Source organism: Thermosphaera sp. (assembly GCF_059755995.1).
Genome location: NZ_DBOUKL010000008.1, coordinates 1 through 24423 on the forward strand (window position 1 = coordinate 1; position 24423 = coordinate 24423).

30 protein-coding genes are annotated in these 24423 nt (G+C 49.3%); 13 read left to right on the plus strand and 17 right to left on the minus strand.

All coding sequences use genetic code 11. The features are described from left to right. From AC3OH0_RS00590 to AC3OH0_RS00610, 5 genes are all read right to left on the minus strand, one after another. Positions 1 to 1132, minus strand: a 1132-nt coding sequence (locus AC3OH0_RS00590) for a thiolase C-terminal domain-containing protein (RefSeq protein WP_498344362.1), incomplete at its 3' end; no start/stop codon positions are given. Positions 1133 to 1359: 227 nt separating this feature from the next. Next, complete coding sequence (locus AC3OH0_RS00595) at positions 1360 to 1689, minus strand: PqqD family protein (protein ID WP_498344363.1); 330 nt, start codon at positions 1687 to 1689, stop codon at positions 1360 to 1362. A gap of 2 nt (positions 1690 to 1691) precedes the next feature. Continuing rightward, on the minus strand, positions 1692 to 2195 hold the full coding sequence (locus AC3OH0_RS00600) for an OB-fold nucleic acid binding domain-containing protein (RefSeq protein WP_498344364.1): 504 nt from the start codon (positions 2193 to 2195) through the stop codon (positions 1692 to 1694). A gap of 16 nt (positions 2196 to 2211) precedes the next feature. Next, a complete protein-coding gene (locus tag AC3OH0_RS00605) occupies positions 2212 to 2682 on the minus strand; it encodes a GIY-YIG nuclease family protein (protein ID WP_498344365.1) in 471 nt (156 codons plus the stop codon). Position 2683: 1 nt separating this feature from the next. Continuing rightward, entirely contained in the window at positions 2684 to 3082 is a 399-nt protein-coding gene (locus AC3OH0_RS00610; protein WP_498344366.1) for a PPC domain-containing DNA-binding protein, read from the minus strand. Between the two features lie 96 nt (positions 3083 to 3178). Between AC3OH0_RS00610 and AC3OH0_RS00615 the strand changes: the two genes are divergently transcribed. Both AC3OH0_RS00615 and AC3OH0_RS00620 read left to right on the plus strand, forming a co-directional pair. Then, positions 3179 to 4339, plus strand: coding sequence for an AAA family ATPase (locus AC3OH0_RS00615; RefSeq protein WP_498344367.1), 1161 nt, complete (start codon positions 3179 to 3181; stop codon positions 4337 to 4339). Positions 4340 to 4348: 9 nt separating this feature from the next. Then, positions 4349 to 6055 (plus strand): vWA domain-containing protein, encoded by a 1707-nt coding sequence (locus AC3OH0_RS00620; protein ID WP_498344368.1) that lies wholly within the window; start codon positions 4349 to 4351, stop codon positions 6053 to 6055. Here the strand turns inward: AC3OH0_RS00620 and AC3OH0_RS00625 are convergent, their stop codons facing one another. The 3 genes from AC3OH0_RS00625 to AC3OH0_RS00635 form a co-directional block, all read right to left on the minus strand. Next, positions 6056 to 6568 carry a hypothetical protein gene (locus AC3OH0_RS00625; protein ID WP_498344369.1) on the minus strand — a complete coding sequence of 171 codons (513 nt, stop codon included), beginning with the start codon at positions 6566 to 6568 and terminating at the stop codon, positions 6056 to 6058. An 82-nt stretch (positions 6569 to 6650) separates the two neighbouring features. After that, the gene (locus AC3OH0_RS00630; protein WP_498344370.1) at positions 6651 to 7487 is read right to left on the minus strand and encodes an XdhC family protein; all 837 of its coding nucleotides are present in this window, start codon (positions 7485 to 7487) and stop codon (positions 6651 to 6653) included. Further along, entirely contained in the window at positions 7477 to 7752 is a 276-nt protein-coding gene (locus AC3OH0_RS00635; RefSeq protein WP_498344371.1) for a hypothetical protein, read from the minus strand. Before AC3OH0_RS00635 ends, AC3OH0_RS00630 begins: the two co-directional genes overlap by 11 nt. A 74-nt stretch (positions 7753 to 7826) precedes the next feature. Between AC3OH0_RS00635 and AC3OH0_RS00640 the strand changes: the two genes are divergently transcribed. Beyond that, positions 7827 to 8351 carry a THUMP domain-containing protein gene (locus AC3OH0_RS00640; RefSeq protein WP_498344372.1) on the plus strand — a complete coding sequence of 175 codons (525 nt, stop codon included), beginning with the start codon at positions 7827 to 7829 and terminating at the stop codon, positions 8349 to 8351. Positions 8352 to 8354: 3 nt separating this feature from the next. Here AC3OH0_RS00640 and AC3OH0_RS00645 read toward each other — a convergent pair whose 3' ends face one another. Further along, on the minus strand, positions 8355 to 8960 hold the full coding sequence (locus tag AC3OH0_RS00645; RefSeq protein ID WP_498344373.1) for a SagB/ThcOx family dehydrogenase: 606 nt from the start codon (positions 8958 to 8960) through the stop codon (positions 8355 to 8357). Between the two features lie 85 nt (positions 8961 to 9045). On the opposite strand from AC3OH0_RS00645, the gene AC3OH0_RS00650 reads away from it, so the two are divergent. From AC3OH0_RS00650 to AC3OH0_RS00660, 3 genes are all read left to right on the plus strand, one after another. After that, entirely contained in the window at positions 9046 to 9720 is a 675-nt protein-coding gene (locus tag AC3OH0_RS00650) for a DUF47 domain-containing protein (RefSeq protein ID WP_498344374.1), read from the plus strand. Positions 9721 to 9797: 77 nt separating this feature from the next. Then, on the plus strand, positions 9798 to 10313 hold the full coding sequence (locus AC3OH0_RS00655; RefSeq protein ID WP_498344375.1) for a flavin reductase family protein: 516 nt from the start codon (positions 9798 to 9800) through the stop codon (positions 10311 to 10313). Between the two features lie 69 nt (positions 10314 to 10382). Further along, a complete protein-coding gene (locus AC3OH0_RS00660) occupies positions 10383 to 11606 on the plus strand; it encodes an aminotransferase-like domain-containing protein (RefSeq protein WP_498344376.1) in 1224 nt (407 codons plus the stop codon). A 13-nt stretch (positions 11607 to 11619) separates the two neighbouring features. Here AC3OH0_RS00660 and AC3OH0_RS00665 read toward each other — a convergent pair whose 3' ends face one another. Further along, a complete protein-coding gene (locus tag AC3OH0_RS00665; RefSeq protein WP_498344377.1) occupies positions 11620 to 12768 on the minus strand; it encodes a magnesium transporter in 1149 nt (382 codons plus the stop codon). Positions 12769 to 12917: 149 nt separating this feature from the next. On the opposite strand from AC3OH0_RS00665, the gene AC3OH0_RS00670 reads away from it, so the two are divergent. The 4 genes from AC3OH0_RS00670 (at position 12918) to AC3OH0_RS00685 (ending at position 15647) form a co-directional block, all read left to right on the plus strand. Next, positions 12918 to 14123, plus strand: a complete 1206-nt coding sequence (locus tag AC3OH0_RS00670; protein WP_498344378.1) for a potassium channel family protein — start codon at positions 12918 to 12920, stop codon at positions 14121 to 14123. A gap of 93 nt (positions 14124 to 14216) precedes the next feature. Beyond that, positions 14217 to 14636, plus strand: coding sequence for a DUF4352 domain-containing protein (locus AC3OH0_RS00675; protein ID WP_498344379.1), 420 nt, complete (start codon positions 14217 to 14219; stop codon positions 14634 to 14636). 38 nt (positions 14637 to 14674) lie between these two features. Then, positions 14675 to 15130: a hypothetical protein gene (locus tag AC3OH0_RS00680; RefSeq protein ID WP_498344380.1), complete on the plus strand. Its 456-nt coding sequence runs from the start codon at positions 14675 to 14677 to the stop codon at positions 15128 to 15130. A gap of 79 nt (positions 15131 to 15209) precedes the next feature. Beyond that, positions 15210 to 15647 carry a hypothetical protein gene (locus AC3OH0_RS00685; protein WP_498344381.1) on the plus strand — a complete coding sequence of 146 codons (438 nt, stop codon included), beginning with the start codon at positions 15210 to 15212 and terminating at the stop codon, positions 15645 to 15647. Here the strand turns inward: AC3OH0_RS00685 and AC3OH0_RS00690 are convergent. From AC3OH0_RS00690 to AC3OH0_RS00705, 4 genes are read right to left on the minus strand one after another with little or no spacing between them, the layout of a single operon-like run. After that, positions 15644 to 16339, minus strand: a complete 696-nt coding sequence (locus AC3OH0_RS00690) for a hypothetical protein (RefSeq protein ID WP_498344382.1) — start codon at positions 16337 to 16339, stop codon at positions 15644 to 15646. The two genes, AC3OH0_RS00685 and AC3OH0_RS00690, sit on opposite strands and share 4 nt — an antisense overlap. Beyond that, positions 16336 to 17766, minus strand: a complete 1431-nt coding sequence (locus AC3OH0_RS00695; RefSeq protein WP_498344383.1) for an ATP-binding cassette domain-containing protein — start codon at positions 17764 to 17766, stop codon at positions 16336 to 16338. The genes AC3OH0_RS00690 and AC3OH0_RS00695 overlap by 4 nt, the downstream gene beginning before the upstream one ends. Beyond that, positions 17756 to 18313 carry an ECF transporter S component gene (locus tag AC3OH0_RS00700; RefSeq protein WP_498344384.1) on the minus strand — a complete coding sequence of 186 codons (558 nt, stop codon included), beginning with the start codon at positions 18311 to 18313 and terminating at the stop codon, positions 17756 to 17758. The genes AC3OH0_RS00695 and AC3OH0_RS00700 overlap by 11 nt, the downstream gene beginning before the upstream one ends. A 51-nt stretch (positions 18314 to 18364) precedes the next feature. Then, positions 18365 to 19708, minus strand: a complete 1344-nt coding sequence (locus AC3OH0_RS00705) for a rhomboid family intramembrane serine protease (RefSeq protein ID WP_498344385.1) — start codon at positions 19706 to 19708, stop codon at positions 18365 to 18367. A 78-nt stretch (positions 19709 to 19786) separates the two neighbouring features. On the opposite strand from AC3OH0_RS00705, the gene AC3OH0_RS00710 reads away from it, so the two are divergent. Genes AC3OH0_RS00710 through AC3OH0_RS00720 form a run of 3 tightly spaced genes read left to right on the plus strand, consistent with a single transcriptional unit; the run spans position 19787 to position 22077 of the window. After that, entirely contained in the window at positions 19787 to 20809 is a 1023-nt protein-coding gene (locus tag AC3OH0_RS00710) for an early set domain-containing protein (RefSeq protein ID WP_498344386.1), read from the plus strand. Positions 20810 to 20858: 49 nt separating this feature from the next. After that, complete coding sequence (locus AC3OH0_RS00715; RefSeq protein WP_498344387.1) at positions 20859 to 21890, plus strand: alpha-amylase family glycosyl hydrolase; 1032 nt, start codon at positions 20859 to 20861, stop codon at positions 21888 to 21890. Beyond that, complete coding sequence (locus tag AC3OH0_RS00720) at positions 21865 to 22077, plus strand: hypothetical protein (RefSeq protein WP_498344388.1); 213 nt, start codon at positions 21865 to 21867, stop codon at positions 22075 to 22077. Before AC3OH0_RS00715 ends, AC3OH0_RS00720 begins: the two co-directional genes overlap by 26 nt. Here the strand turns inward: AC3OH0_RS00720 and AC3OH0_RS00725 are convergent. The 3 genes from AC3OH0_RS00725 to AC3OH0_RS00735 all read right to left on the minus strand — a co-directional run. After that, positions 22066 to 22965: a cation diffusion facilitator family transporter gene (locus AC3OH0_RS00725; protein WP_498344389.1), complete on the minus strand. Its 900-nt coding sequence runs from the start codon at positions 22963 to 22965 to the stop codon at positions 22066 to 22068. The genes AC3OH0_RS00720 and AC3OH0_RS00725 overlap by 12 nt on opposite strands. Before the next feature lies 1 nt (position 22966). Continuing rightward, entirely contained in the window at positions 22967 to 23197 is a 231-nt protein-coding gene (locus AC3OH0_RS00730; RefSeq protein ID WP_498344390.1) for a hypothetical protein, read from the minus strand. Between the two features lie 9 nt (positions 23198 to 23206). Next, a partial coding sequence (locus AC3OH0_RS00735) for an aldehyde ferredoxin oxidoreductase C-terminal domain-containing protein (protein WP_498344391.1) occupies positions 23207 to 24423 on the minus strand: 1217 nt, incomplete at its 5' end.

The following is a 24423-nucleotide window of genomic DNA, read 5'->3' on the forward strand; positions in this document are numbered from 1 at the left end:
TACCTCCTATGTTGTGTGTGAGAGCTGTCTCCGGGTTGCTCGCCTTGAACCCTGGAAAATCTCCTCTCAACTGCATCGCGGCCTCCGCGATCTGGTATATCCCGGTTGCACCTACAGGGTGGCCCCTCGCCTTCAAACCCCCGCTGAAGTTCACCTCGGGCTTGTCTCCCTTACCAAATCTTCCCTCTTTCCACAGCTTAGGCGCTTCACCCTTAGGTGCGAATCCAAGGTCTTCGAGTGCTGTGAACCCTGTTATGTGGAAAGCGTCATGTAATTCCACGTAATCGATCATCCCGGCCTCCACGCCTGCCATTTCTAACGCTGCCCTGGAAGCTTTAACAGTGGAATCCAATGTCATCAAATCATTTCTCGACGCCAAGTCAACGCTATCTGTAGCTAACGCCACACCGGCTACTTCAACAAGCACATCCTTCCCCAACCGTTTCGCTATCTCCCTCGCCCTCTCTTCTCCTCTTACAAGAAGTACTACAGCAGCACCGTCTCCGATTGGAGCCGCGTGGAATAACCTCACAGGCTCAGCTATCATAGGACTTTCAAGTATTTCCTTCAAACTCGTCTTTTTAGGGAGCTGGGCGTAGGGATTATATGACGCGTACTCGTGCATTCTCAGAGGCCAGTATGAAAGATCCTCCTCAGTGTAGCCAAACTTCTCCATGTAAAGCCTGGCGAGCATCGCGTTTAAGCCTGTAAATGTTGCACCGTAAAATACTTCGAAATCAGCGTCCGCAGCCTGGGCTAATGCCCTAGTAACCACCGGGGTATTAGCCTCAGTCAGCTTCTCAACGCCTCCGACAGCAACCACGTCAGCCAGACCGCTCTTAACAAGGGAAAACCCAGCGTAGAACGCGGCTCCCCCGCTACCGCAAGCTGCCTCAACCTTGAAAGCGGGGATCCCCCTAAGTCCTGCGTGATCGGCTAGGAGGGCTCCGAGACTATCCTGTTGCATGAGAACGCTGGATGTCATGTTCCCAACAACTAGTGCCCTGGGCTTCAAACCACCAGCATCAGAGACTGCTCTATCAAGAGCTTCCTTAAATAAGCTTGCAGCAGACCTATTGTAGAACCTGCCGATTTTAGTCACTCCAACTCCGGCTATGAATACTTTCTCCATGAACAACCCTCGACTGAATCAGCTAGATCCATTAATTCGCTCTGAAAGTTAAAAACCTTGAGAAAGAGCTGAATCCCTAGGGGTGGAGTTTCTTCATCGATCCGAACTGGAGTCTTCGGTCATCTTCACTAAATAATCATTGGTCAGAGGGGGTTAAAACTTTCCCTGAGTTTCAAGCTTGAAGAATGTTTAAAAAACTATGATGATACAAGTGAGTAAGCATTAAACTAGTATTTTACCAGGTTAACGTTTGAGAGCTGGTCCAAGGCTACGACAAGTGGTTCGATGACTTCCGAGACCTCAACCTGAACCTCTTTGCTTATATGATCAGCTATTTGTTCAACAGTCCTCTCTCCGTCGCAGAGAAGCCACACATAGTAAGCTAGCGGTGACAGCTCGTATACTTCTTCCTGGGACAGGGCTACGTAGAACTTCTCATCCTCTTCGCCTAGAAACTCTCCCTGCCTCGACGGCTTCCAGAGTTTGATCTCCTGGAATCTTGCCACAGTCTTCTCATGGTCATGCTCGTGTTCATGAGGGTGTTGCTCATTCTCCATGATTACTCCTCTCTTCGCCTGAACCCTCCTCTACGAGGTCCCCTAAAGCCCCCGGTTCTCCTGAAGCCTTGTGGACGAGAGCCTTCTGGCGCGGTGGGCATTTCCTCAGGTATTTCCTCGGCTTGTGGGACTTCCGAGTCTTCAATCTTCTTAACTTCTGTCGTCCTGCCGATGTTCAGCTGGACTTTACCCCTGAACTCGGTGGTCCATCCTCCCTTTATCTCTACAGCCTCTCCCTCGGTTAGCTGGCCTGCCTTCTCGCCCCACGCTGTGACCTCAACTCTTCCTGTTGAATCGCCTATGACAGCGTTGCTTATAGTCCTCGGCCCTTTCTTAGTCTGGATCACGTGCGGAGGCTCTGAGGATATAACCCTAGCCTTTACGCTTACGTTCTCCATTCCGGGCTTAAGATCTTTTATATTTGTAGAAGGGTTTTCACCCTGGTTTGATTCGGAACTTACATACATTACGGATTCGACTCCATTGATTATGTTACGCTTAAACATACAGTTAACCAGCCTTTTAAATATTTTGAAACCACGAGGGCTCGCAGACTTTCTCGCTGAGTAATTCGTAAACCAAGCCAAGGCACTCCTCCAGACGGTAGCTACACATGTATAGGTGGGAAACGTCTCCAATTTTATCAGTGCTTCCGAATCCTAGAACAGGCTTCAAGGCTGTGGACAAGGCCTTCGCAGCTTCAACCTCACAGTCTACTCCACGCTTGGAGGGAATTGTATAAAAGCCTGCGACACGCGCTCTTACGGAGTCCAGGAGGTAGTCAATGTGCCAGTGCCTTCTACCATTGCGAAGCAGGTGCCTGAAAACCCTGTTCTTCACCCCTCCCGGGCCTTTGGCTGAGCCGACGTAGAAGTAAATACCCCTAGGTATTTTGAAAAACGACGACCTCGTTCTCACCTCTAGGTTATCCTCGATGATTAAGGCTAGCACGTAGCAGCCGGGTGAGTCGAGAACATCTTCTTCAATGCTCATTCTACTTTAACCATCTATGAGTGAATATTTTAGACAAGTCCGTGTCGACCTCTACGGCGAATACCTCCATCATTGGCTTCACAACACCGGTTAGCAAGTGCCCGGTGAAAACGCCTTTACCACTTCCTACTACCACGTGAAGATGTAGGCTTAACTCGCCATCAGGCTTCAACAAGTAGTTTCCCTGTAGAGACCCGACTTCAAGGATTTCATTGGTTGCCGCCTTCTGCTTGAAAACACCGTAAGTCTTACTCTCAGGGTTGTAGACACCTATTTCAGCATACTCGAGACCCCCTATCCCTGTTAAAAACCCGTTCCTAAGGTTGAACTGCTTCAACCGCTCCAGTATTGCCCCGGGTATTGTTTCCCCCTCAGAGATCTTGAAAGCCTGAACGCGCATTCCTAACTACCTGATAGTGTTGATTAATTGGCTTGTTAAAATCTCTTCTCTCCGAGAATAATATATTAGGCTGGCTTAACCATAAAACAGTTAGCAATGGTGAAGCATTTGCCTAACCCGGGTATTCAGACCTTGCTTGAAAAGACAGCAAGGTTCAGGAGCGAGCTTGAGAAGCCTTTCGTAGGCAGGAGTGAGGAGGCAACGGTTTTAACACTAGCACTGATTACTGGGGAGCACGTTCTCCTCATAGGGGAGCCTGGCACAGCGAAGTCCGCGCTTGCCAGGAGGGCGGCTGAGCTGATCAATGCCAGGTTCTTCAAGTATTTGCTTACACGCTTCACAGAGCCCGACGAGCTGTTCGGTCCTTTGGATATCAATGAGCTTAGGAATGGTAGGTATGTGAGAATAACTAAGGGGAAGCTACCGGAGGCTGAGATAGCCTTCATAGATGAAATATTCAACGCTAACTCCGCAATCCTTAACATGATGCTGTCAATAATGAATGAGAGAATAGTGTACGATGGCTACTCCGAGATAAGGGTTCCTCTATGGACCATGATCTCCGCCACAAACCGTGTTCCCGATGAAACAGAGCTTCAAGCCCTCTACGACCGCTTCCTCCTCAGACATTTCGTGAGACCTGTTGAGGAGAATAAGTGGGGAGAGCTTCTCGATGCTGTTTGGAGGATTGAATCAGGCCTCTACCTTCACGGGGAGCCTGTTCTTAGCATAGAGGATTTGGCGAAAATCAACGGGTTGATCTACCAGGTTGATGTATCACCTGTCAAGGAGAAGCTGATAAAGCTCTACGGCGTTTTCGAGGACCAGGGGATCCACGTAACGGATAGGCGTAAGGGAAAAGCCCTTAAAATCATAGCGGCCAACGCCTTGCTAAGGCAGTCGATGAAGGCCAGCGAAGACGACCTCTTCATGCTGAAGTACGTGATACCTCGCGATACTGAGGAAGTCGAGAAGGCTTACGTCATCCTGCTCGACGAGATAGAGGCAAGGGAGAAGCATTTGAAGGAGCTCTCGGAGATAGAGGCGAATGTTAGGGAAGCGAAAACCTACATCTCCAATACTCCAGAGCTCGATCCAAGGCTCCTGGATTATTTAAGGAGTTTTGAAACCGTTAAAGAAAAGGTTAAAAAACTCGCATCAGAAGCCGGCGATGACGAGGTAAGGAAGAGAGCGGCTGACGTGCTGGCAGAGGTGAACGATGTCATTGATTTGATCAAGAAAAAGCTAATCATGTAGCTGATGGAAATGGAGAATGAGACTCGCGGTGTGTTAAAAGGTATTGATTATCAAAACCCTCTAACGGTTTACAGAGGGGAGAAGATTAGAAGGATTATAGACTTTCTCGGGGGTAAGGGAGGGGAAATCCCCTTAGAACTGGCGATCGACACCTTCTATGTTTTCTACCTCCCGTTCCCGGTGGTAAGCGAGGACGCGGACCCGTCCAGCAGGAACTACCAAGTTGTAAAATACTTGATGAAATCTCCGAGCCTCCATATCATCAAGGGTAAGACGCTTATTGATCCCTTTATGAGCGGCTTGGCCGCGAGTATTTTCCTCGCAGAGTATGAGTCGCTGGAGGAGGTTCAAAGGTCGAAGCATCCTCAAATCACGGAGCCCGGCGGAGAGTCCGTGGAGGCCTCGGAAGTTAGGAGAATAGTTGAGAAGGCTATTGTGAACACAATGATGGACATAGAGCATGTGAGAAGGTTGAAGTCGGTAATAGAGGGGCTGGAGCCGGGGAGCATCAGCCAGTTATCGTTCGAGGAATACGGGCCCGAGCTTCTCAGACTGGCCAGGAACACGGATGTGAGGAGGATTCTTGAGCTGATACAGGGTTTAAAACCCTGGGAGCTCGGCTTGAAAAAGAAGAGTGAGAGGCATAAGCACGGGGAAATAGGCGGTTATGAGCTGGGCAGAGATATAGAGAGGCTCACACCTTCCTCCAGGATTCTCCCCGATGAGCTCTTCTACCTCAGGTTCCTTACATCCAGGCTTCTCCTTTACGAGAAGAGGGTTGAGGAGAGCCTCGGCCCGATATACGTGTTGCTTGACAAATGCTTGCACGGTGACACCCTGGTTGAGATGTCAACTGGCAGGTTGAAGACGCTGAGGGAGATACGTGTAGGGGATGAAGTGTTTTCAGCACAGGTCATCGGTAACGGAGCCCCGCGTGTTTCAACCGCGGAGGTTGCCGAAGTCGTCATAGATGTTAAGCCGGTGTACGGGTTGAAAACGGAAGCAGGGGTTTTGAAGGTTAGCGGAAACCACATTATCCCTGTCGCTGAGAATGCTTCAACTGTTTTGAAACAGGCTTCCGAGATCCGCCCGGGAGAACTTCTCTACGCTTACGACCAGAGGAGTGACGGCTTCAAGCCAGTTAGGGTTCTCGAGAAGGCGATGCTGAACGTGGAGAAAGTATACGATTTAAGACTGGTGAAAGACCACTTTTTCACGGCGAACAGCATTTTAGTACACAACAGCGGGAGCATGGATGGGGTTAAGATAACATGGGCCAAAGCTGTTGCACTAGGTCTCTACATAAGAGCGGTCAGGGAGCACCGCGAATTCTACATCAGGTTTTTTGACAGCCAACCGTACCCTTTGATAAGGGTCGGCAGGAGGCCTAAGGCGAGAGAGGTAGTCGAGTTAATGAACTATATTGCGAGGGTGAAGGGGAGCGGTGGAACAGATATTTCAAGAGCGCTCATAACAGCCTCAACAGACATTAGAACCGGCGCATCAGGCGAAGCATCCGATATCGTCCTCATAACCGACGGGGTTGACAGGATTGCCGAGCAACACGTGTCTTATAATTTGAAGAGAGTTGGTGCCAGCTTGTACTCCGTAATGATAATGGGCGAGAATCCGAGCCTTAAAAAAGTCTCCGCTAAATACTTCTCCGTCGCTAAATTGGGACGCTCAAGCGCGTTGAAGATTATAGAGATAAGATGATCACTGGTTTGTCGCAGCTATCAATGTCAGAACCGAGAGTGAGAGAATCTTCTCGAACCCCTCGCTAGAGCCGAGGCTGCTTTCCAGCTGGTTCACGAGGTCAATTAACTCATCTGCTTCAAGCCGAGTATACAAGTCTGTTAAAACCACTGCTAAAGCATTTCCAATCGTCGCCGCTTCCCCGCTTCCACCTGCTAGAATAGCCTGCTTCAACCTGTACATACCCAGGAAAAGCTCTTCGACAAGCGCTCCAGGCACTTCAACCTCCCACAGCCTGAGCTCTACCTTGCTGAAGACTGCTGAGGCTATCTCGGGATAGTAAGTGAGCGGTGAAACTATTTCAAGGAACCTGTTGACTATTCCCAAAATCTTCGCGTAAACCTTCTCATCCTCTAGGACGCTGTAAACAGACAAATATTCGGATAACTCTTGGGCCAGGTTCTTAACTTCCTCCTCCGCCAGGTTTAAAACGCTCAGAGATGTTGACGCCGAGTATGCCTCCCAGTAGCTCAATTAAACCCCGTTGGTAAAATCCCCTTGACAAACCATTTAAAACAAAGGTCTCAGCGAGGGAGGGTTTTTAAGCTTTGCTCTCCTAATCCTCCTTGAAAATGCTTAGTGTTCTAACAGGTACTTCACAATTTTTCAGCACGCAGATTATTTCAGCCCAGATGCTAACCGCTATTTCCTCGGGGGTAGCGCTCTTAATATCCAGCCCAGCTGGCATGTGGATGAACATTTTATGCTTTTCCACGTCAACCCCTTCCTGGCGGAGTCTTTCAGCCATCCACTTCGCCCTGTGCCTGCTGCATAAAACCCATACATGCCTCCCAGGATTGGTCTGAAGAATCTTCTTCAAGGACTGATAGTCTGTTTCAACTTCTCCGTACGCGATAACCACTACGTCGCCGGGGCCTAACCGGGTCTTTTCAAACTCTGCAAGGAAGTCCCCCGCGAAAACCCGCTCTGCGAACGGGTATCTCGTAGGGTTCGCCAGGTTCTCGTTCCTATCCATTACGATGGTTCGGAAACCCAGTAAGCTTCCCAGCTCCGCGAGGGGTTTGCCAACGTTTCCAGCCCCTATAATGAGCACCCTTGGCTGAGGCTTCACCACGTTTATGAATACTTCTACAACACCTCCGCACAGCATCCCTGTTGGCTGGGCATCACTTGGAACGTTCTCCCTTCTCAAGGCGAGCTTGATCTTCCTGGGCTCGCCTTTCTCGATCGCTTCTAGAGCATTCCTGATTATGATAGCCTCCAGCTCCCCGCCCCCTATCGTGCCTATCTTCTCCCCGCTCACCGTTACAGCCATCATGGCCCCTATTTCACGGGGGCCGCTTCCTTCCTTACTTATTAGGGTCGCTATTGCAACAGGGTTACCCTTGTTCAACTCCTCGATAATCCTACCGTATAATTCTTCAGGCCTCAAGCCCCTCCTCCTCAACTATCTTGATGTTTTTGAAAAGTAAAATCCTCCTGATAACCCTATAGTCGGTGTCTGTCAACTCCTTTGCGAGCTTAATGATAACGCTGAATCCTCCAACCCCTACTACGGGGGTTCCTTCGAAGAAGTATGTTGGAGAATATCCTTTCGACACCAGTATCGGGTTGATATCGTCGAGGATGTCGCGAATATCATGCTGGGACCATGCTTCCTGAATAATAATCCTGTTTTTAGACAGCCTCCCTATCATTATAGGTCACTCTTTCAAAAGAGTATTTAACGAGACATGTTAATAATTGTAACCGGTTAACGGGGGTTTAAGATTTGAGCTTCAACCTAATGATAACGCATGAGCCAGGGCTCGACAACTACAGGTTTGTGATAGGGAGTCTTCGATCCCTTATCAAGGATTACCAGGTGATTGACAAGGGTCCCTGCGTCATCCTGATCAAAGTGCCGGATCCTTACCAAGCTGTTGAAAATCTGAGGAACCTGGTCAAGGAAGCCCCAATGGTATACAGGGTAATACCTATTGACATGATTGTTGACCCGTACGTTGAGGATGTTGCGGAGAAGGCGGGCGAGCTGGCTATGGCCAGGATTCCCCAGGATAAGACGTACAGGGTTACTCTGCACGGCCGCTTATATTGGAGGGAGACCAGGATGCCGGCTCACAGCATGGATGCTGTAAGAGTTATCGCTGAGAAGATTGACCGCCAGGTATCCCTCTCCAACCCGGACTACGTTGTGTACGTCCGAAGCGTTAAACTATATCATAGGAGGCGGTACGCTACCATAACTGTAACGGCTCCCGATAAAATAATCGTGAGCAAGTCCGACAAGCCTTAACCACTACCTTACTCTTCCAACAGGGAAGACGTATACTGGCTTATATCCTTCGGGAAGCCTCAATACTTTGGAGACCTGGTCATCATCGAATGCGCCAACAGCAACGGTTCCCAAACCCATCTCAACCGATGCGAGATAGATGTTCTGGCCGATATGCCCAGCCTCGTTTAAAATGTACCGCCACCCTCTCTCTCCGTAGTAGCCTGTGGTTCTTTCAGCAACTGCTACGAGTATTATGTTAACCGGAGCGTTAAAAACCCATCTCTGCCCTAAACAGGCTTTCGCAAGCTCTCTCGACAAATCACCTTTCACAACCTCCACTAGCCCATTCTTCTCTGCACTGTAACGATAGACCCCGGGCTCAAGCCCTTCAACCCCATTGGTTTTAACGGACATGTATATTTCGTAAGGAAAGGTTGCGCCGGCTGATGGCGACGTCCTTCTCTCACATCCAGGCTCAACACAACCATATGCGTACCATAAAAGGTTTGACACCTCCTGTAGTGTGAGAGGTTCCTCCCTATAGCTTCGAACACTCTTCCTTTCCTTCAGCAATCTCCCCAGGCAGGTCTCGGTTTTCGGAGCGGGCAGGCTGATTTCACGCATCATAAATCCCACTGTTAGAGAATTTTGTGTTTAGGCGCAAATATTCATGACTCTTAAATTATTTTAAGACATCCATGGATAAAGATTATTGGAGGGGTTGAATATACGGCTTTCCGATATTTTCAGCGATGAAGCCATTAAGACACTGATAGATTTCCTCAGCAATCTCGAAAAGATTGCTAAAAGCTTCAGCAGCTCCCTCGATCTGTTGAACACTATGAGAGTTGGCGAGGCAAGGGTTCAGCTCGCAGAAGTCTTAAAGCTAGAGGAGAGGGGGAAGGAGATCAGGACTAGGCTTGAGGAGCTGATCGTTTCATCAAGGCTGGAGCCCTCTCTCAAGGAAGACTTGTTAAACTTCGTCATCAAGGCTGACGCCATAGGCGACCGCATCAAGGAGGCGGCTAGAGAGCTTACCATTCTCCCAATACTTGAGATTCCCGCGGAGATCCGCAACGGGATTATAGAGTTGAGCAAGCTGTCTATTACGGCTCTCCAGCAACTTGTGATGGCGGCGAAGAAAACGATGGAGGGAGATAACGCGAAAGCCCTTGAAGATGTAAAAATGATTAACAAGTATGAGGAGAGGGCTGATCAAATCGACCTGGCAAACAGGGGGTTGCTCATAACCCTGTCGGACAGGTTGAAGCCGGTTACCATGGCTATTTTGATACATGATTTAAACAAGGATTTAGAGGATAGTGTAGACGCCTGCCAAGTAGCAGGTGAGTATTTAAAACTGATCATCCTGACCTGGCTTGTCTGATTCGAACACCCCTTCGGGAGGAGTTTTCAAGCAATAATGTTTTATCCCCTACCAGCTAAATAATTATGGTGATGTGTATGAAGAAGCTTCTATACCCTATGCGCACTTACCTGGTGGTTTCAGGCAGGATCGGCGAGGAAGTAAACGTTATGACAGCCGACTGGGTAACCATGGTTTCTGCAGAACCCTTCATCATAGCTGTAGCAATATCTCCTAAAAGATACACTCACAAGCTCATAACCAAGTACAAGGAGTTCGTGGTTAGCGTACCAACAATTGAAATCCTTAGAGAAGTCTGGGTTTTCGGCTCCAAGAGCGGGCCGGGTAAACTATTCGAGGCAAGGGTTACGTTCGAGAAGCCTAGCGCCGTGAATGTTCCATTGATTAAAGGGGCCTCCGCGAATCTTGAATGCAAGGTTATAGGGATGCATGACTACGGGGATCACACACTCTTCATAGGCGAGGTGGTAGCGTACAAGTATGATGAAAGGGTTTACAGGGATGATGAGCCGAAGCCGGGCTCAGGCTTCATACTCCACATCGCGAGAGACAAGTTCACGGTGGAGGAGGGGTCAGTGATCACGCCTAAATAGGTTATAATACGGTGGGGATGAGAACCTCTTATATACCAGTTCACACCTTATTTTCAAATGTGAAGAATCATGTCTAGACCGGATTACTATAAATTCTTAAGCAGCAGGGCCAACCTTATTGAGCCAAGCCCTATAAGGGAGATGGTAAGCAAGATCGCGGTTAAATCCAAAACCAGGCAGGTCATATCCTTCGCAGCCGGCGAGCCCGATCCCGATGTAATACCAAGGGAGTTGTACGCAGAGCTCTCCTCAGAGCTTTTCAGAAAGATAAGGATAATAGGCAACTACTCACCAGCTGACGGAGTCATAGACTTGAAGAACGAGATAGCTGGGTTCATGAAGGAGTTTGATGGTATTACTACGAGCCCTGAGAACATAGTTGTCACCCTCGGAGGATCCCAGGCTATCGACCTAATAGGGAGGCTCCTGCTAGACCCCGGAGATATCGTGCTGACCGAGAACCCATCCTACGTTAACACTCTCCTAGTCTGGAGACACTACGGCGTTCAGATTCACGGCGTGCCAATGGATGATCAAGGGCTTATACCGGAGGAGCTGGAGAAGGCTCTTTCAAAGCTGAGTAAGGAGGGGAAGAAGGTTAAACTGCTCTATACTATTCCAACAGGGCAGAACCCTTCAGGGCTGACGCTAGCGCCTGAAAGGAGGAAGCATGTGCTCGAGATAGCGAGCAAGTACGATATCCTTGTGGTGGAGGACACAGCGTACAACCATCTTCTCTACGAGCCTATCGATGTTAAAACGTTAAGATCCATGGATAAGGAGGGCAGGGTGCTCTACGTTGGGTCCTTCAGCAAGGTCCTGGGCACCGGGCTGAGGATTGGCTGGCTGGAGGCCCCGCCGGAGATTATCGAGAAGGCTAAGATGGCTAAGGGGCCAATGGACATGTGCCCCCCGGTTCCAATGCAATACCTGGTTCTAGAGGTGTTGAGGAACAAGGTGTTCAAGCACGTGAAGGAGAAGGCCATTGAAACCTACAGGTTGAAGCGCGACCTGATGATTAAGGCGATAGAGAGTTATCTCCCAGGGATCAAGTACACACGCCCCGTGGCGGGAATGTTCGTACTGATATGGCTGCCTAGAGGGATTATGGCGGCACAGTTCACCGAAGCCTTACTCGAAAAATATGATGTCGCGGCAATCCCTGCAACACCATTCTACACCGACGAATCAGGCAGGAGTGTCGTGAGGCTCAACTTCTCAATGGCTAAGACAGAGCTTATCGACGAGGGTATTAGACGTATAGGTGAGCTTTTAAAAGAGCTTACCGCCTAAGCTTCCTTTTTTTTCAAATGAAAACGCTTGCAATACTTGACACTATCAGCGGGCCGTTTAAGTCGACGAAAGTAGTCATCAACGGGAAAACCAGGTTATCCGGGTTCCAGCCTCTTCTAAAAGAAACCTGTGTCAGGTAGAAAGTGAACAGTGAGGAAACAGTGAAGAGGAGGGGGAAGGATAATCCTACGACAAGAACGCCCATTCCAATGTTGAAGAGGCTTGTCAAGGTTAAACCGGAGACTACCAGCATGCTCAGCAGTATTGCTGTGAAGGTTGCGAATGCAACATTTTTCAAGTCACCAGCATACTCGCGGAGGGAGTTTTCAACGCCAAGATGGAGCTTCACGTTTAAAGAATTCCCTAGAACACCCATCCCAGCACCTATTAAAGCATTGAACGCTGGGAGTGAGCCAAGTATTAACGGGAGTCTAGCAAGAACCGAGGCCCTTGCCGCAAGCGCCAGGCCTCCCAGGCTGCTGCCAAAAGATGCTGCAACAGATGATGCAGTGTTCTCCAGCATGGTTCTCAGCTCCCCAGCCCTCCACACGGCGATGGAAGAGAAGGCTGCGAGAGCACCCAGCGAGGAGACGATTAGTATCTCGAAATCATGTGGTATTGCTTGGAAAAGGGTTGAAACAGTGATGAATGTGAAAGGAGTTAAGGCATCCCCAACTCCTGTGACAATTGTTGCAACGAAATCCGTGGGGTCCCTACCTGTTTTAAACAAGAGTATTATTGAAACCGTGGTTACCGGTGTGAGGATGAAATACACTATTGTGCTGGAGGCCAGGGATATGAATAAAAGGGTGAGTAAGCCAGGGGATTCAATCCCCAGTGAAGCCGAGATAGCGTAGGACAGCAATGCTATGATGAGGGAGGCGGTTATGGTGACGGAGTAGCTGATTAACACGTTGTAGAGGTTGTATCTTGAGAGAACCCTGGGCTCTGCTTCACCGACGTGGAGGGCTGTTGTAAGCCTGTAGCCGAGAGCCCCGTACACGTCTCCACGGAGATCCATTAAGCCAGGTATCAGCATCAGGAAGACCGGGTATAAGGTGAGGATTTCAACACTTGTCTGCAGGGTCAGGCCTGCCAGTACCTCGCCAACGCCCAGCGCCCCCAGTGATACTAGAAGCCTTCGCACCCTCTTGTTCAGCAAACTTATCGCCCATGGCTGCTTATCAACGCTCCCACGCGTTTATCCTTGATATAAATAATCGCAACTCTTATATAACTCCTTTCTTAAAACCTCTACAAGAGTTTAAAAACCATTAATCCATAGTATTAGATGTGTTTGAGGAATCCCTGTTGAGCCAGCGAATCCCGCCTGACATTCACAGGCTACTCCATGAGAAACCAATCAAGATCACCTATCGGGCTAAGCCGGTTAGGGAGGTTTTAAACAGCATTTGGCTTCAATCGGACATAGCACTCGACCTCGCATTCTACTCCTACTTCGCCCGCGACCAGGACACGGCTAGGCTAGTCCTCGAGATAAACAGGAGTATTGACGAGCTACTGGGCCAGTTCATCCTTCACACGAGCCTAGCATACGGGAGGAGCAGGGAGGGTGGTTTCGCAGTCCTTCTAGCACACTACTATGCTTCATCAATGGACGCTATCGTAGACTCGGTTAAAGACATCGTGTACATGCTTCTAACAGGCTACGACACACTCGTCACCTACGAGAACATACTCTACTACACTGATGGAGAGGTCATAGCCCCCTACACGCTCACCGAGGATGTCAAGGTAGTGGATATCACGGACAAGTACCCGCTGGACGTGATCCTCGTAGCCAAGGATGGGAAGTGGAGGATCGCGCCTGGACTGGGCGAGAAGGTTTCAAAAGGAAGCAGGATCTACCTGAGAGGGTTCAAGGAGAACGTGTACAGGTTCCTCAGGGACAAGGGGTTGGAAACCGTTGAAAAGCCTCTCGACCACAAGGAGGCTGAGCAACTGGTCAAGGGTATTGTCGAGCTGAAGGATTTCACAAGGCTAATGGTAGACCTGGCACACTACGCCCTCATGGAGGCGAACCCCGGGATCATCCAGGAGGTGGAGGACCTGGAGGTTTACGTTGACTGGAAACACCTCCAAGTCCTCAACACCCTGAGAGAGTGTTTCGGAAAAATAGACTCAGCTACACACGTAGGGTTCACAACCATGCTGAAAGAGCTGGAGGACGTGGCCGACGCCAGCAATACTATAAGCCACATAACAATGATGATAGGGGAAACCCCCGGGGAATACTACGAGGTCTTCAAGAAAGTATTCGAAACCATTGGTGAAACCCTTAGAACAGTCACTGTTGTAAAAGAGGTTGAGCTGGACAAGCTAACCCTGTGGCTCAGGAAATACGGGGGCTCAGTATTGGCTGTGAAAAGCGGCTCGGAATGGATAGCCCACCCCCTCGCTAAAAGCCTCATGCTAAAGCCAGGGGATAAGATAATACTAGCCCACCAGTCAGAGTTCACAGACGAGGTAAACACGATACTCTCGAAAATATCGTGAAAAACTAATTAAATAATCGATGAAGAGTAACCCATCCATATCAAAACCTTTTTAACATAAAACGCTAATAATATATCGTTGGTGTAACAACCTATGAAAGCAATCTCCCCAGTCATAGCCACAGTCATAATCGTAGCAGTAGCAATAGCAATTTCAATCGCAGTAGCACTATGGCTAACAGGCATAGTGGGAGGATTCACCACAGTAGAAAACCTTCAAATAACCTACGCCTACGCCAATAAGACGAATGGTGGGTCGTGGACAGTCGAGTTAAAAGTTGAAAACAAAGGCACGGCGACAGCAACAATTGACGCAGTGTTCGTAAATGGTATACCTCTCAGTTCTGGTGTTACAATTAACGATAGCAGTATTCCTTACACAGTTCCGGCGGGTAGCTTTGCAACCGTAAAAATAACTTTGAGCGGGAGCGGCTATTCGTCTGGCCAGCAGGTTGAGATTAAGTTGCACACTGCTAGCGGTAAGGAGTATCCGAAAATGGTTACCCTGCCATAATCTTTTTTTACCCTGATTTTCCCATTTAGGTGTTTTGCGTGCGGGCTTTAAGCCCCTTGGTTGCTACGGTTATTTTGGTTTCCGTGGCGATTGCTGTTTCCGTGGCTTTTGCGCTCTGGGCTTCTAATATTGTGAGCGTGGAGTCTAACAGGGATTTGGAGATCATTTCTTCATACAATGAGCCAGCAGGAGATGGGTGGAGTGTCACGGTTATTGTTAAAAATATTGGGACAAGGTCGACAAGCATTACCAGGGTAATGATTAATCACAGGGTTTGCGACATCATCGTGGAGTTCGACGGGCCCAGGGGCAGGGCTTTATACCCGGCTGGGGAGGCTGGGTATTATTTAGCCCCTGGCGAGCAGGTTGTTTTAAAGTTTAAGCTTAAGAGCCAGGAGTCCTGCAACATGTTTTTTACCCCAGGACAGATGGTTGAGATAACGATTTTAACCTCGACTGGGATGGAGTACCCGCAGAGTATTCAGCTCAATTAATTTTTACATCAAGCCCATTCTTATCCATTTACACAAGATTTAAATAATACTATATTAAATACTTTGAATGGTGGTGATCGTGAATAAAGCGTTAGCGGTGACGATTCTATCAATCACATCGCTACTTGCCCTGCTGATCGGCTTATGGTACAGCAACGTGTTCGCATACACCGGGGGCTTTCCAACATACGACTACAGGGTATACGCGATCGCTAAGAAAGACGGAGGGTTCGATCTAACCTTAATCGTCACAAATAAGGGAACAGGCGACCTCGAAATCCACGGGTACTATTTAAACGGCTTGAAATGTGAGTTTAGAACATATGTTATTGTTAACGATACTGTTGTCGAGAAGGAGTTGCCGGTTACAGTGCCCCCGGGCGAGAGCCAGGAGATAGCTATTCCTTTAAGAAACGATAATGACTGCAACCTGAGCTTCTTGTCAGGGCAGATCATAGAGCTTATTCTCGAGACGAACACGCCGGTGCAGTATCGAAACCTCATCACGCTTCCTTAGACAAGAAGGGATAAGGCTATCGCTGAAACCCCCGCGTACAGCAGTATATCCCTCCCGCTCAACAACCGGGTTTTAACCGGGGCTGGCGTACCGTAGATAAGGAGGGTTTCGCTAACGCTTCTCGCAGTGCTCATAGCGTGTAGCAGTAGAGGGTTAAGTATTCTTGTGAAGTATTTGCCACCGTATTTTATTCGAACCGATAACAATGCCTCGCTGAAGGCTCTAAGGGTGAGGGGGAGCTGTATCATGGATAAGGCCAGGATTTTCGCAAAACCATCCGCCCCGGTTGATGAGAAGAGGTAAACCCATTCCTCGATACCCACCCACTGAAACAGGAGGATGGCGGCGAAAGCGATGGCTGAAAGCCTCAGCGCACCTGTCAGGACGTTTTCAATGCTGATAGGCGTCAAACCTGTGGCGAGTGCCAACACGTTTATGAGTAAACCCAGGAGTATGAACAGCAGGATTAGCTGAACCCCTTTTAAAAGCCTGGCCAGGCCCGAGTTGTATGCGATGAGACCGCTCGTGAACGCGAGTGAGAATGCGTAGAAGAGTGTTGAAGAATCCTTTCTCACGATCGCGGCCAGCAGGGATAAAAGGATGAGTGTTAACGGGACCGCGAGCCTCGCCGCCAGGCCAAACCCTTTTGCACGAGGCTTCGTCACCAACAGCTCGGCTAGATCTCTGATCACTCCTCAACACCTATCAACAGCTTGGCAAGCTCAATGCTGAACACCGCGTTCAAAGGCTTCTCCAAGGCTTTAGCCGGCTTCAAACCCCCGTTCTCAAGCACCATAAGCCTCCAGTTATTTAAAAGGCTGGTGAACTCCCTACTGCTCGTTGTCAAAAGCTTCGCGGAAGGTGTTTCCGAGAGAAGCCTAACTAGGTTGAATCTGTCAACGTAGGTTAGCCCGCTGAAAGGCTCGTCCAGCAGGATCAGGTCCGGCTTAACCGTTCTTGAAGCGAGCAGGACTGCCGCCTTAACCATTTGCCCATGAGACAGCTTGCTCGGAGGCTTGTCAGGGTTCAACCCCTCCTTTAATAGTGCTTTCAAAGCCTCCTGAACGCAGGCCTCGCCGCCACCGTAGGATTCGCACAGCCTTACAGCCTCCTCCCTGAGGCTTCCCTCCGTGTAGAACAAGTGGATTAGCTGCGGGATATATATGAAGCGGCCTTTTACATCAACCCTGCCCTTCCACGGCTTCAAATACCCTGTTATAAGCTTGAGAAGAGTTGTCTTGCCAGTCCCGTTCAACCCTATTATTGCAACACCCTCGCCTCTCCTGAGCTCTAGGCTGGTATTGTTCAACACGGGCTCATTGTAGCCGAATGACACGTTCTCCAGCTTGAGAACCACTTCTCCAAGCCCTCCCCGATCAGATTGCTGAGCCAGGGTTGTTCTAAGGGTTTTCCTCGCTGCAGTCCTGAATAGTGCTGTTAAATCCGCTTCTTCAATCCGCCCGTTTCTCAGGGCGAACACCTTGTCGAAAAACCTGATCACCCTGTTGAAGCGGTGCTCAAAAACAATAATGGTTTTACCAAGCCTTTTCAAAAGGTGTAGCATGTCGAGAAACTCGTCAACACCTTTATCATCCAGCCACATGAACGGCTCGTCGAAAACCAGCACCTCAGGATCTGGTATGAGGGCTTTCCCGGTCGCGGCCCGCCTCGCCTGGCCTCCGGAAAGGTTGAAGAAGTAGCAGTTGCGTAGCTCGCGAAGGTTGAAGCGTGTAAGGGTTTTCTCAACAACCTGCTTCTCGAACCTCTCACCGTAAACCTTTCTCGCGTAATCCCTGTAGTCATCCTCAAGGATGAAGTTAAGAAAGTGGATGTAAGGGTTTTGGGATACAACGTGGATTTTCAACCCGAGGCTGAAGGGGTCAAGTCCTAAGGCTTCAACACCGTTAACCTTGTACGAGCCTTTCACCTCCACCCCGTAGATGGGTCCTGCGGTTCCGTTTAAAACCCTCGCCAGGGTTGTCTTACCGGAGCCTGTTGCCCCTACTACGAGAACCGACTCCCCCTTGTGAACGATCAGGTTCAACCCTTTCAGAACCCATTCTCCACCACTATACCTAGCCCACAAATCCTCTAGCTCTACCGCTACATTACTGCTCATACAGTATACCCGTTTTCAACAAGTATTCTACAACGTATATCGCGGCCAGGCTTATTGGCATGGCAATCGTTAGGTTGAACACGTCGATAAGGATCACAATGCTGTAGACGTATGAGAGGGCTGACTCGTAGCTCATCCCGTATGAGTATACAAGCCAGTAAGGCGTTACGATAATGTTGAACAAGTGCATTACTGAAACCCTGCTCAACGCGGCTACCCCGGTTGAAGCAGGGATGGCTAACCTCCTCCGGGATCTGAACTTTCTGTACAGGTAGATCAACGGAATGATTGTTGAAGCCTCAGCGACAACCTTCATAACCATGCCCATGAAGTCTGCCCCGAGGGCAACAGACACCAGGTAGTAGACGGGGAGCGAGTATGCTAGAAGGCCCCATCCCATGTATCCTAGGATTGCTAACGGGACTCCCGAGGCATCGTACTTCAGCCAGGTTAACAAGGGGAACGGTATTTCAAGAAACCTTAGAATAACTGCTAAGGCTGTAAGCGTGGAAATGTAAGCTATAGTCTTGTATCGAACCTGGCTCATCAGCATACACCATTGATTTATTGAGCATGCTCGGGAGGTTATAATGCTTAACTACTCGTAAGCTACGTCTGTTACCACGCTGAACCTGTCAGCAGCCAGCACCACGCCTATAGCAATAAGGGTCAGCACTGCGGAAGCATACACGGAGTAGTTGATGTACTTTAATGTTTCAACCTGGCCTCTCCAAATACTGAACGATACACTTACCTCTTTGGTTTCATCGAGAAATGCCTCCCCGCTCGCGGTTATTATTACAAAATAGCTTCTCATGCTTCCCTTGAAAACCTCCACCAAGCCGTTTTCATCGTAAACGACTTCATCAATGTAAAGATTTACAGGTGTTCTAACACCGTGGATTTCAACGAAATACCTGGGTATTGACCTGTTTGTTATCGACCGGCCGGCAAGCTCGGGGTTGGCGAGGAGGCCTGCTGGGTGGAGCCTGTTCACGACGAATCTCACAGTGTCCACAGGGCTTTGTGAAACGATCCAGGAGCCCTCCCTGCTGTAAAGAATCACCGTGTCGTTCACCCCTCCAGCCTCAATGCTCAGCGAGTACACGCTTGTCATTTCCTTATTCGTCTCCCATGAAATGTAGAAGCCTGCTAGGAGTGCGAAAAGAAGGATTGTTACAAGTATCTTGGTCCCCGCCCCTAGCGTGTAGAACTTCCTGGGGAAAACACCTATTGAGTGGAGGTATTCCTCTAGAGGGCTTGTCAACCGGGTTTTCAACCGGTTTATCGGCCCAGAGGCTATTAGCCAGACTGCGGCCACGCCTGCTACGAAGCCTCCTGCATGCGCGAAATATGCCACTCCGCCGAGGTTTAAATATCCGTATATCACCTGCTCCGCGAACCATATCAGCAGGTAGATTGATGAGGGCAGTGGAAGGCATATTGGGAGGAAGAAAAAGAACATGCAAAGCGAAACCCTGGTGTGCGGGAATAGGATGAAGAATGCTCCCAGGACCGCGCTTATAGCTCCTGAAGCCCCTACTGCAGGTATGACGAGGGCTTCATAGCCTCCTATAGGGATTAAAGCAATGTGGAACAGGACTGCGCCTAACCCGCCTATGAAATATAGGATGAGAAATCTGAGAGAGCCTGTCACAGCCTCAACGCTCTTCCCGAACAAGTAGAGGAAGAGCATGTTGAATAATATGTGGAACAAGTCTGCATGGATGAACATGCTGGTAAAGATTCTTTTAACACCGTCGAGCGTTGGGAGAAGCAGTGGGTTGAATCCGTAGGTGTAGATGTAGTAGGGATCTGTTTGCAGGAAAGACCTGGCCCTGCTAGTGTAGAAGTAAACAGCCAAGTTGGCAAGGACTAGCAGTATTGTCACTACGGGACGCTTTTTCAAGTATCTAACAGGTTGCTCCGGGACAACAACCATTGAAGAGTTCAACCCCAGTTAAATCCAGTATTTAATAGCCATCGTTAGAATTTAAACATGTATACAGAGCCGGAGTACATGAATAGGCGTGTGTCAGCTGTCTTAGCAGGGTTAGTCCTGATCGCGGCAATAATCCTCGCATCCCTCCTCATTCTTAACCTTGAACAAGCTCCAGGCACAACTTCAACGCTTACAACGACTACCACGTTAACCACCCCTGCCACCGAGACTACTACCACTCAGGCGAAGCATTACGAAGACGTGTATGTTTCACTGGTGATTGAGCAGTTAAAATGCCAGCCTCCTAAAGCACCGGTCTACTTTAGATTCACCCCGTTCCCTAATGAGACCATTACCACCGTCTCCGTAGCCGGCGACTTCACAGGCTGGACCCCTCACGACATGTCAAGGCTTGACAACGGAACATGGATGGCTCTATTCTGCGTAACACCTGGGACAGTAGTTTACAAGTACTTGATCAACGGGGCTTGGGTAAAAGACATGTCAACCGGCCACTACGGGCTCCCAGTGGATCCTGAGGCACAGGGCTTCGTCGACGACGGCTTTGGCGGGAAAAACGCTGTCAGACAAGTCTCGTTCCCAACAGACACCAGGTTTTTCATCCACATCGATGACGACCCGGTGTACCTGTCGCTTGCGGATGAAATGCTGGTGGCTAGACTGTTCACGTCTAACATTGGTGATGTCTTAGTATACGTGGTCGCGGGGGAGCAGCAGTATAGGATGAAGAAGCAGATGTGGACGGATTACACTGTAGTGTGGTATAGAGAGATGCCTTTCAGTGAGACCATGCAATACTTCTTCATAATCGATTACGGCGACCATGGTTTGAGAATATTTAAAGACCCTGTGAACAAGTACTTCAACGGCAATGCTACATCGTTTTTTAAACAAGTATCATGGGTTAGGGAAGCTGTGGGTTATCAGATTTTCCCGGACAGGTTCTACAACGGCGACCCCTCTAACGATCTGCGAGGCAATGAAACAGACGAGTTATGGCTTAACGAGCTTGCGGGAGGGTTGAAGCCAGTGTTCTCCAACTGGAGCGACCCAATCACCAGTATTTCGGTGGGGATTTAGCAGGGGGGTTCTAGCAAAACTCGACTACTTGGACAGCCTCGGCGTTAAGATGATTTACTTCAACCCAATATTCCTCTCCGGTAGCGTACACGGTTACGATACCTACGATTACTTCATCATTGATCCCAAGTACGGGAATGAAACAGTTTTGAGAGCTCTCCTAGACGAGGCTCACAGGCGCGGTATTAAGGTGATTTTCGACTTCGTTCCCAACCATGTCGGCATAGGCTTCTGGGCGTTCCAGGATGTCTACAGGAATGGTCCGCAGAGCCCCTACTGGAACTGGTTCATCATTAAGAAGTGGCCTTTTAAGCTCGGTGATGGAAGCGCTTATGAGTGCTGGTGGGGTATTGGAAGCCTTCCCAAGCTCAACCATTCAATCCCAGAGGTGAAGCAATACCTTTTCAGTGTAGCCCTTCACTGGCTTGAATTCGGCTTCGACGGGTTGAGAATAGATGTCCCCCTCGACGTGCTTGATGCTGAGAATTTCTACAGGGAGTTAAGGATTCTCATCAAGCAACGTTATCCAGACGCATACATCGTGGCCGAGATCTGGACTCTAAGCCCTGAATGGCTTAAAGGCAGGCACTTCGATAGTTTAATGAACTACGCGCTCGGGAGAGACATCCTGCTACAGTACGCGGCTGGGAGGAAGAGCGGCGACCAGGTGTTTAGAGAGCTCTACAGCTACTATTCTCAAATCCCCGTAAGTGTCGCCGGAATGAGCTTCAACATCATAGGGTCGCACGATACCTCGAAGATTCTGACAGACCTTGGAGGAGGGAGGCTTGGCTCAACACCGACAAACGAGTCTATAAGGAGGCTGAGGCTCCTCGTCACTCTTCAGTTCACGGTTCCGGGCATGCCCGTTGTTTTCCAGGGGGATGAGAGGGGGATCCTGGGATCGTCCAGCTATTATGATGAGCACAGGTATCCGATTCAGTGGGATAAGATAATACCCGAGGTTTTCGACTACTATTTGAGAATGTCGTGGATTAAAAAACATTCCGGCGTTGAAAACCAGCATTATTTCCCTTTACGCCTCGAACGGGCCGGTGATAGCATTCTTCAGAGGGTATGATAACGAGGTATTAGTGGTTGCAAACAACAATCTGGATTCAACAATATTCTCTCTTCCAACTGCTAAATGGATGGTGCTGTATCCTGGTGAGGCAAGAATTGTTGAGGGGGAGTTAGTTGTCGAGGGCTTGACAGGCATGGTTTTAGCGAGATATGATTATGCTCTCTCCCTCGGCTTAATCGGTTGAGTGGTCATAATCTATCCTCATATCCGGCTCTAGGTGAACCGTTACCTCCCATCCAAGCTTGTTTCTAACTGCTTCCTCAATCAGCGTGGCTATTCTGTGAGCTTCCTCCAGGCTGATCCTCGGGTCAAGCCTAAGGTGAAGGGTTATCTCAACATGAGCCCCGTACTCGTGGATGTGTATGTGGTGGAGGTCTCTCGCCTGGGGGGCTACTGATGATACTATCTTCATCAACTCATCCTCTTCAACAGGCAGGGGGCTTCGCCCCATTAACAGGTTTGAAGCAGTCTTGATAAGCCCCCAGGCTAAGTAGACGATAAGCCCGGACACTATTAAACCGAGAACCCCGTCCACCCACCAGTAGGTTTCACCTAACAGTAAACCAGCAATTATTAAAAGAGATGCTATCGCGTCGCTCCTGTGATGCCACGCGTCTGCTTTAACACTGCTCATTTCATGCTTTTCCCCTAATCGCTCAGCCCATCTTGCAAGCAACTCTTTTGAAACAGCTGATAAAGCCATAACGCCGAGTGCTATGCTTGAAAACGTTAGTGATTCCCGGCTGAGAAGCTTTTCAAGGCTTTGCTTGAAAAACTCGTATCCCACTATGCCGAGCATTGTGGCGATCACGATTGTTGCTATGGTTTCAATTCTCTGATGGCCGAAAGGATGCTCCTTGTCAGGTGGTTTAAAACCTAGTTCAACCCCTATTAAGACCACTATTGATGTTAAACTATCTGATAAAGTGTGGAACGCGTCGGCCATTAAAGCTACCGAGCTGGAGATCAGTGCAGCGTAGTATTTGAGCGCGAAGAGAATAGTGTTTAAAAGTATTGAGACAACCGCTTCAAGATACCCAGCCCTTCTCCTCGCCTGGTCGCTCCGGCTCATGTCATCCCCCTTTGAAAACCCTGCTAAGCCTTATGCTTGAGTCCTGGCATAAAACCTCATCGCTGGAGAGCAGTCTCTCCTCCAGCCTTGCAACCACGGATTCACGCTGAACACTTGCTTCAACGTTTTTGAAGAAATCAGCTAAGATCTTCTCAACCTTAACGCAATCCTCGTAGTTAAAGCATAGTGTTCCTTCATCAACCCATGTTGCCTTCACGCAGATCTCCGGCAAAGCCGAACCCTACTCTCGAACCTGGTTCAATAGAGGCGCGAATTCTCCAAGACCTAGTGCTCTGAGAGTTTCCTCTGTAGGAATACCTCTCTCATCCCACCCTATTTCAGCATAGTACTTCTTCTTCAACTCCTCCACCTCATCTCTTCCGATGGAGCTTCCTCTGTAGGGTCCTGTTGGAAGGGGTTCGTAGAACCGAGGCGGGTTGTCATCGTCTCTTACACCCCACTCAGCGTCAGGCCCTCCCAGCGATAGGAGCAGTCTTTGCAGAGTGATTATCCTTCTCCCTATGCTGTAGAATTCGTTGAGATTCAAACCCCAGCCTGTTATGATGTTCAAGTATTCTAGGAGTCCTTTGTCGTCAAGCACTGTGAACATGCATACAACACCGCTGTCGAGAATAGCGTACCAGGTCTCCGACTCGGTCGAGTCAACCGGGAATCCTGCCACGCTGGTGTGGTCGCCGCCCTGGGCTGAGAGAGCGTAAGAGATTGGCTGGGGGTAGTCTCTCCTGCTTCTAACGCCGTGTGCTCCTACAGTAATGCCTTTAACCTGCACAGCGTACCTTGTCAGGTCCACTCCCTTCTGCTCAGAGAGAATCCTGGCAGCCCTGTATGTACCCTCAGCCAACACCTCCCCTATGCCTCTCCGATGGGCTATATCCCTCATCAATCTAGCTAAGCATTCCACATCGCCCCATTTCAACTCATAGCCTACTTCATCCCTCGTTAAGACCCCTTTTTCGTAAAGCTCAATAGCAAATCCCATGACGTTGCCTGTTTGAATCCCGCAGAGCCCTAGCTCGTCAGCCAGGCTCGAGAGTAGGACAGTCTCCTTAGGGTTGAAAACACCGAGGTTGCTGCCTAGGTAAGCAGCCATTTCATAATCCGGGTTATCAGTAACGTATACTTCTCCTTCACGTTTCACAAGGCTCAGCTTCATGCATGCTACTGGGCATCCCCAATCAGCCCACGGATTCTTCACCCACGTCTCCAGCTCAAACCCAACGTGGGAGAAGTTTTTCACATCATGCCACTCCTCCTGCCAATTCCTCACCGGCATGCTGCTCAAGTAGTAACCAGTGTACCATGTTCCCTCAGTAGTGCCCCACTGCCTGAACCTTTTCATCCTCTCCCTAACGTTTCTAAGAGTGCTCCTGAAAAGGCTGCTCAAGGATTCGGGATCGTATATTGAAGGGAGGCTACCGTACCCTTTAACCGCTATAG

Excerpts from the sequence above, each read along its gene's own strand:
- AC3OH0_RS00695 (WP_498344383.1), bottom strand. The coding sequence starts at position 17,766 with ATGAGCAGTAATGTAGCGGTAGAGCTAGAGGATTTGTGGGCTAGGTAT.
- AC3OH0_RS00705 (WP_498344385.1), bottom strand. The coding sequence starts at position 19,708 with ATGGTTGTTGTCCCGGAGCAACCTGTTAGATACTTGAAAAAGCGTCCC.
- AC3OH0_RS00715 (WP_498344387.1), top strand. The coding sequence starts at position 20,859 with ATGATTTACTTCAACCCAATATTCCTCTCCGGTAGCGTACACGGTTAC.
- AC3OH0_RS00645 (WP_498344373.1), bottom strand. The coding sequence starts at position 8,960 with ATGATGCGTGAAATCAGCCTGCCCGCTCCGAAAACCGAGACCTGCCTG.
- AC3OH0_RS00655 (WP_498344375.1), top strand. The coding sequence starts at position 9,798 with ATGAAGAAGCTTCTATACCCTATGCGCACTTACCTGGTGGTTTCAGGC.
- AC3OH0_RS00700 (WP_498344384.1), bottom strand. The coding sequence starts at position 18,313 with ATGAGCCAGGTTCGATACAAGACTATAGCTTACATTTCCACGCTTACA.
- AC3OH0_RS00595 (WP_498344363.1), bottom strand. The coding sequence starts at position 1,689 with ATGGAGAATGAGCAACACCCTCATGAACACGAGCATGACCATGAGAAG.
- AC3OH0_RS00660 (WP_498344376.1), top strand. The coding sequence starts at position 10,383 with ATGTCTAGACCGGATTACTATAAATTCTTAAGCAGCAGGGCCAACCTT.
- AC3OH0_RS00725 (WP_498344389.1), bottom strand. The coding sequence starts at position 22,965 with ATGAGCCGGAGCGACCAGGCGAGGAGAAGGGCTGGGTATCTTGAAGCG.
- AC3OH0_RS00620 (WP_498344368.1), top strand. The coding sequence starts at position 4,349 with ATGGAGAATGAGACTCGCGGTGTGTTAAAAGGTATTGATTATCAAAAC.
- AC3OH0_RS00600 (WP_498344364.1), bottom strand. The coding sequence starts at position 2,195 with ATGTTTAAGCGTAACATAATCAATGGAGTCGAATCCGTAATGTATGTA.
- AC3OH0_RS00605 (WP_498344365.1), bottom strand. The coding sequence starts at position 2,682 with ATGAGCATTGAAGAAGATGTTCTCGACTCACCCGGCTGCTACGTGCTA.
- AC3OH0_RS00615 (WP_498344367.1), top strand. The coding sequence starts at position 3,179 with ATGGTGAAGCATTTGCCTAACCCGGGTATTCAGACCTTGCTTGAAAAG.
- AC3OH0_RS00610 (WP_498344366.1), bottom strand. The coding sequence starts at position 3,082 with ATGCGCGTTCAGGCTTTCAAGATCTCTGAGGGGGAAACAATACCCGGG.
- AC3OH0_RS00710 (WP_498344386.1), top strand. The coding sequence starts at position 19,787 with ATGAATAGGCGTGTGTCAGCTGTCTTAGCAGGGTTAGTCCTGATCGCG.
- AC3OH0_RS00635 (WP_498344371.1), bottom strand. The coding sequence starts at position 7,752 with ATGATAGGGAGGCTGTCTAAAAACAGGATTATTATTCAGGAAGCATGG.
- AC3OH0_RS00675 (WP_498344379.1), top strand. The coding sequence starts at position 14,217 with ATGAAAGCAATCTCCCCAGTCATAGCCACAGTCATAATCGTAGCAGTA.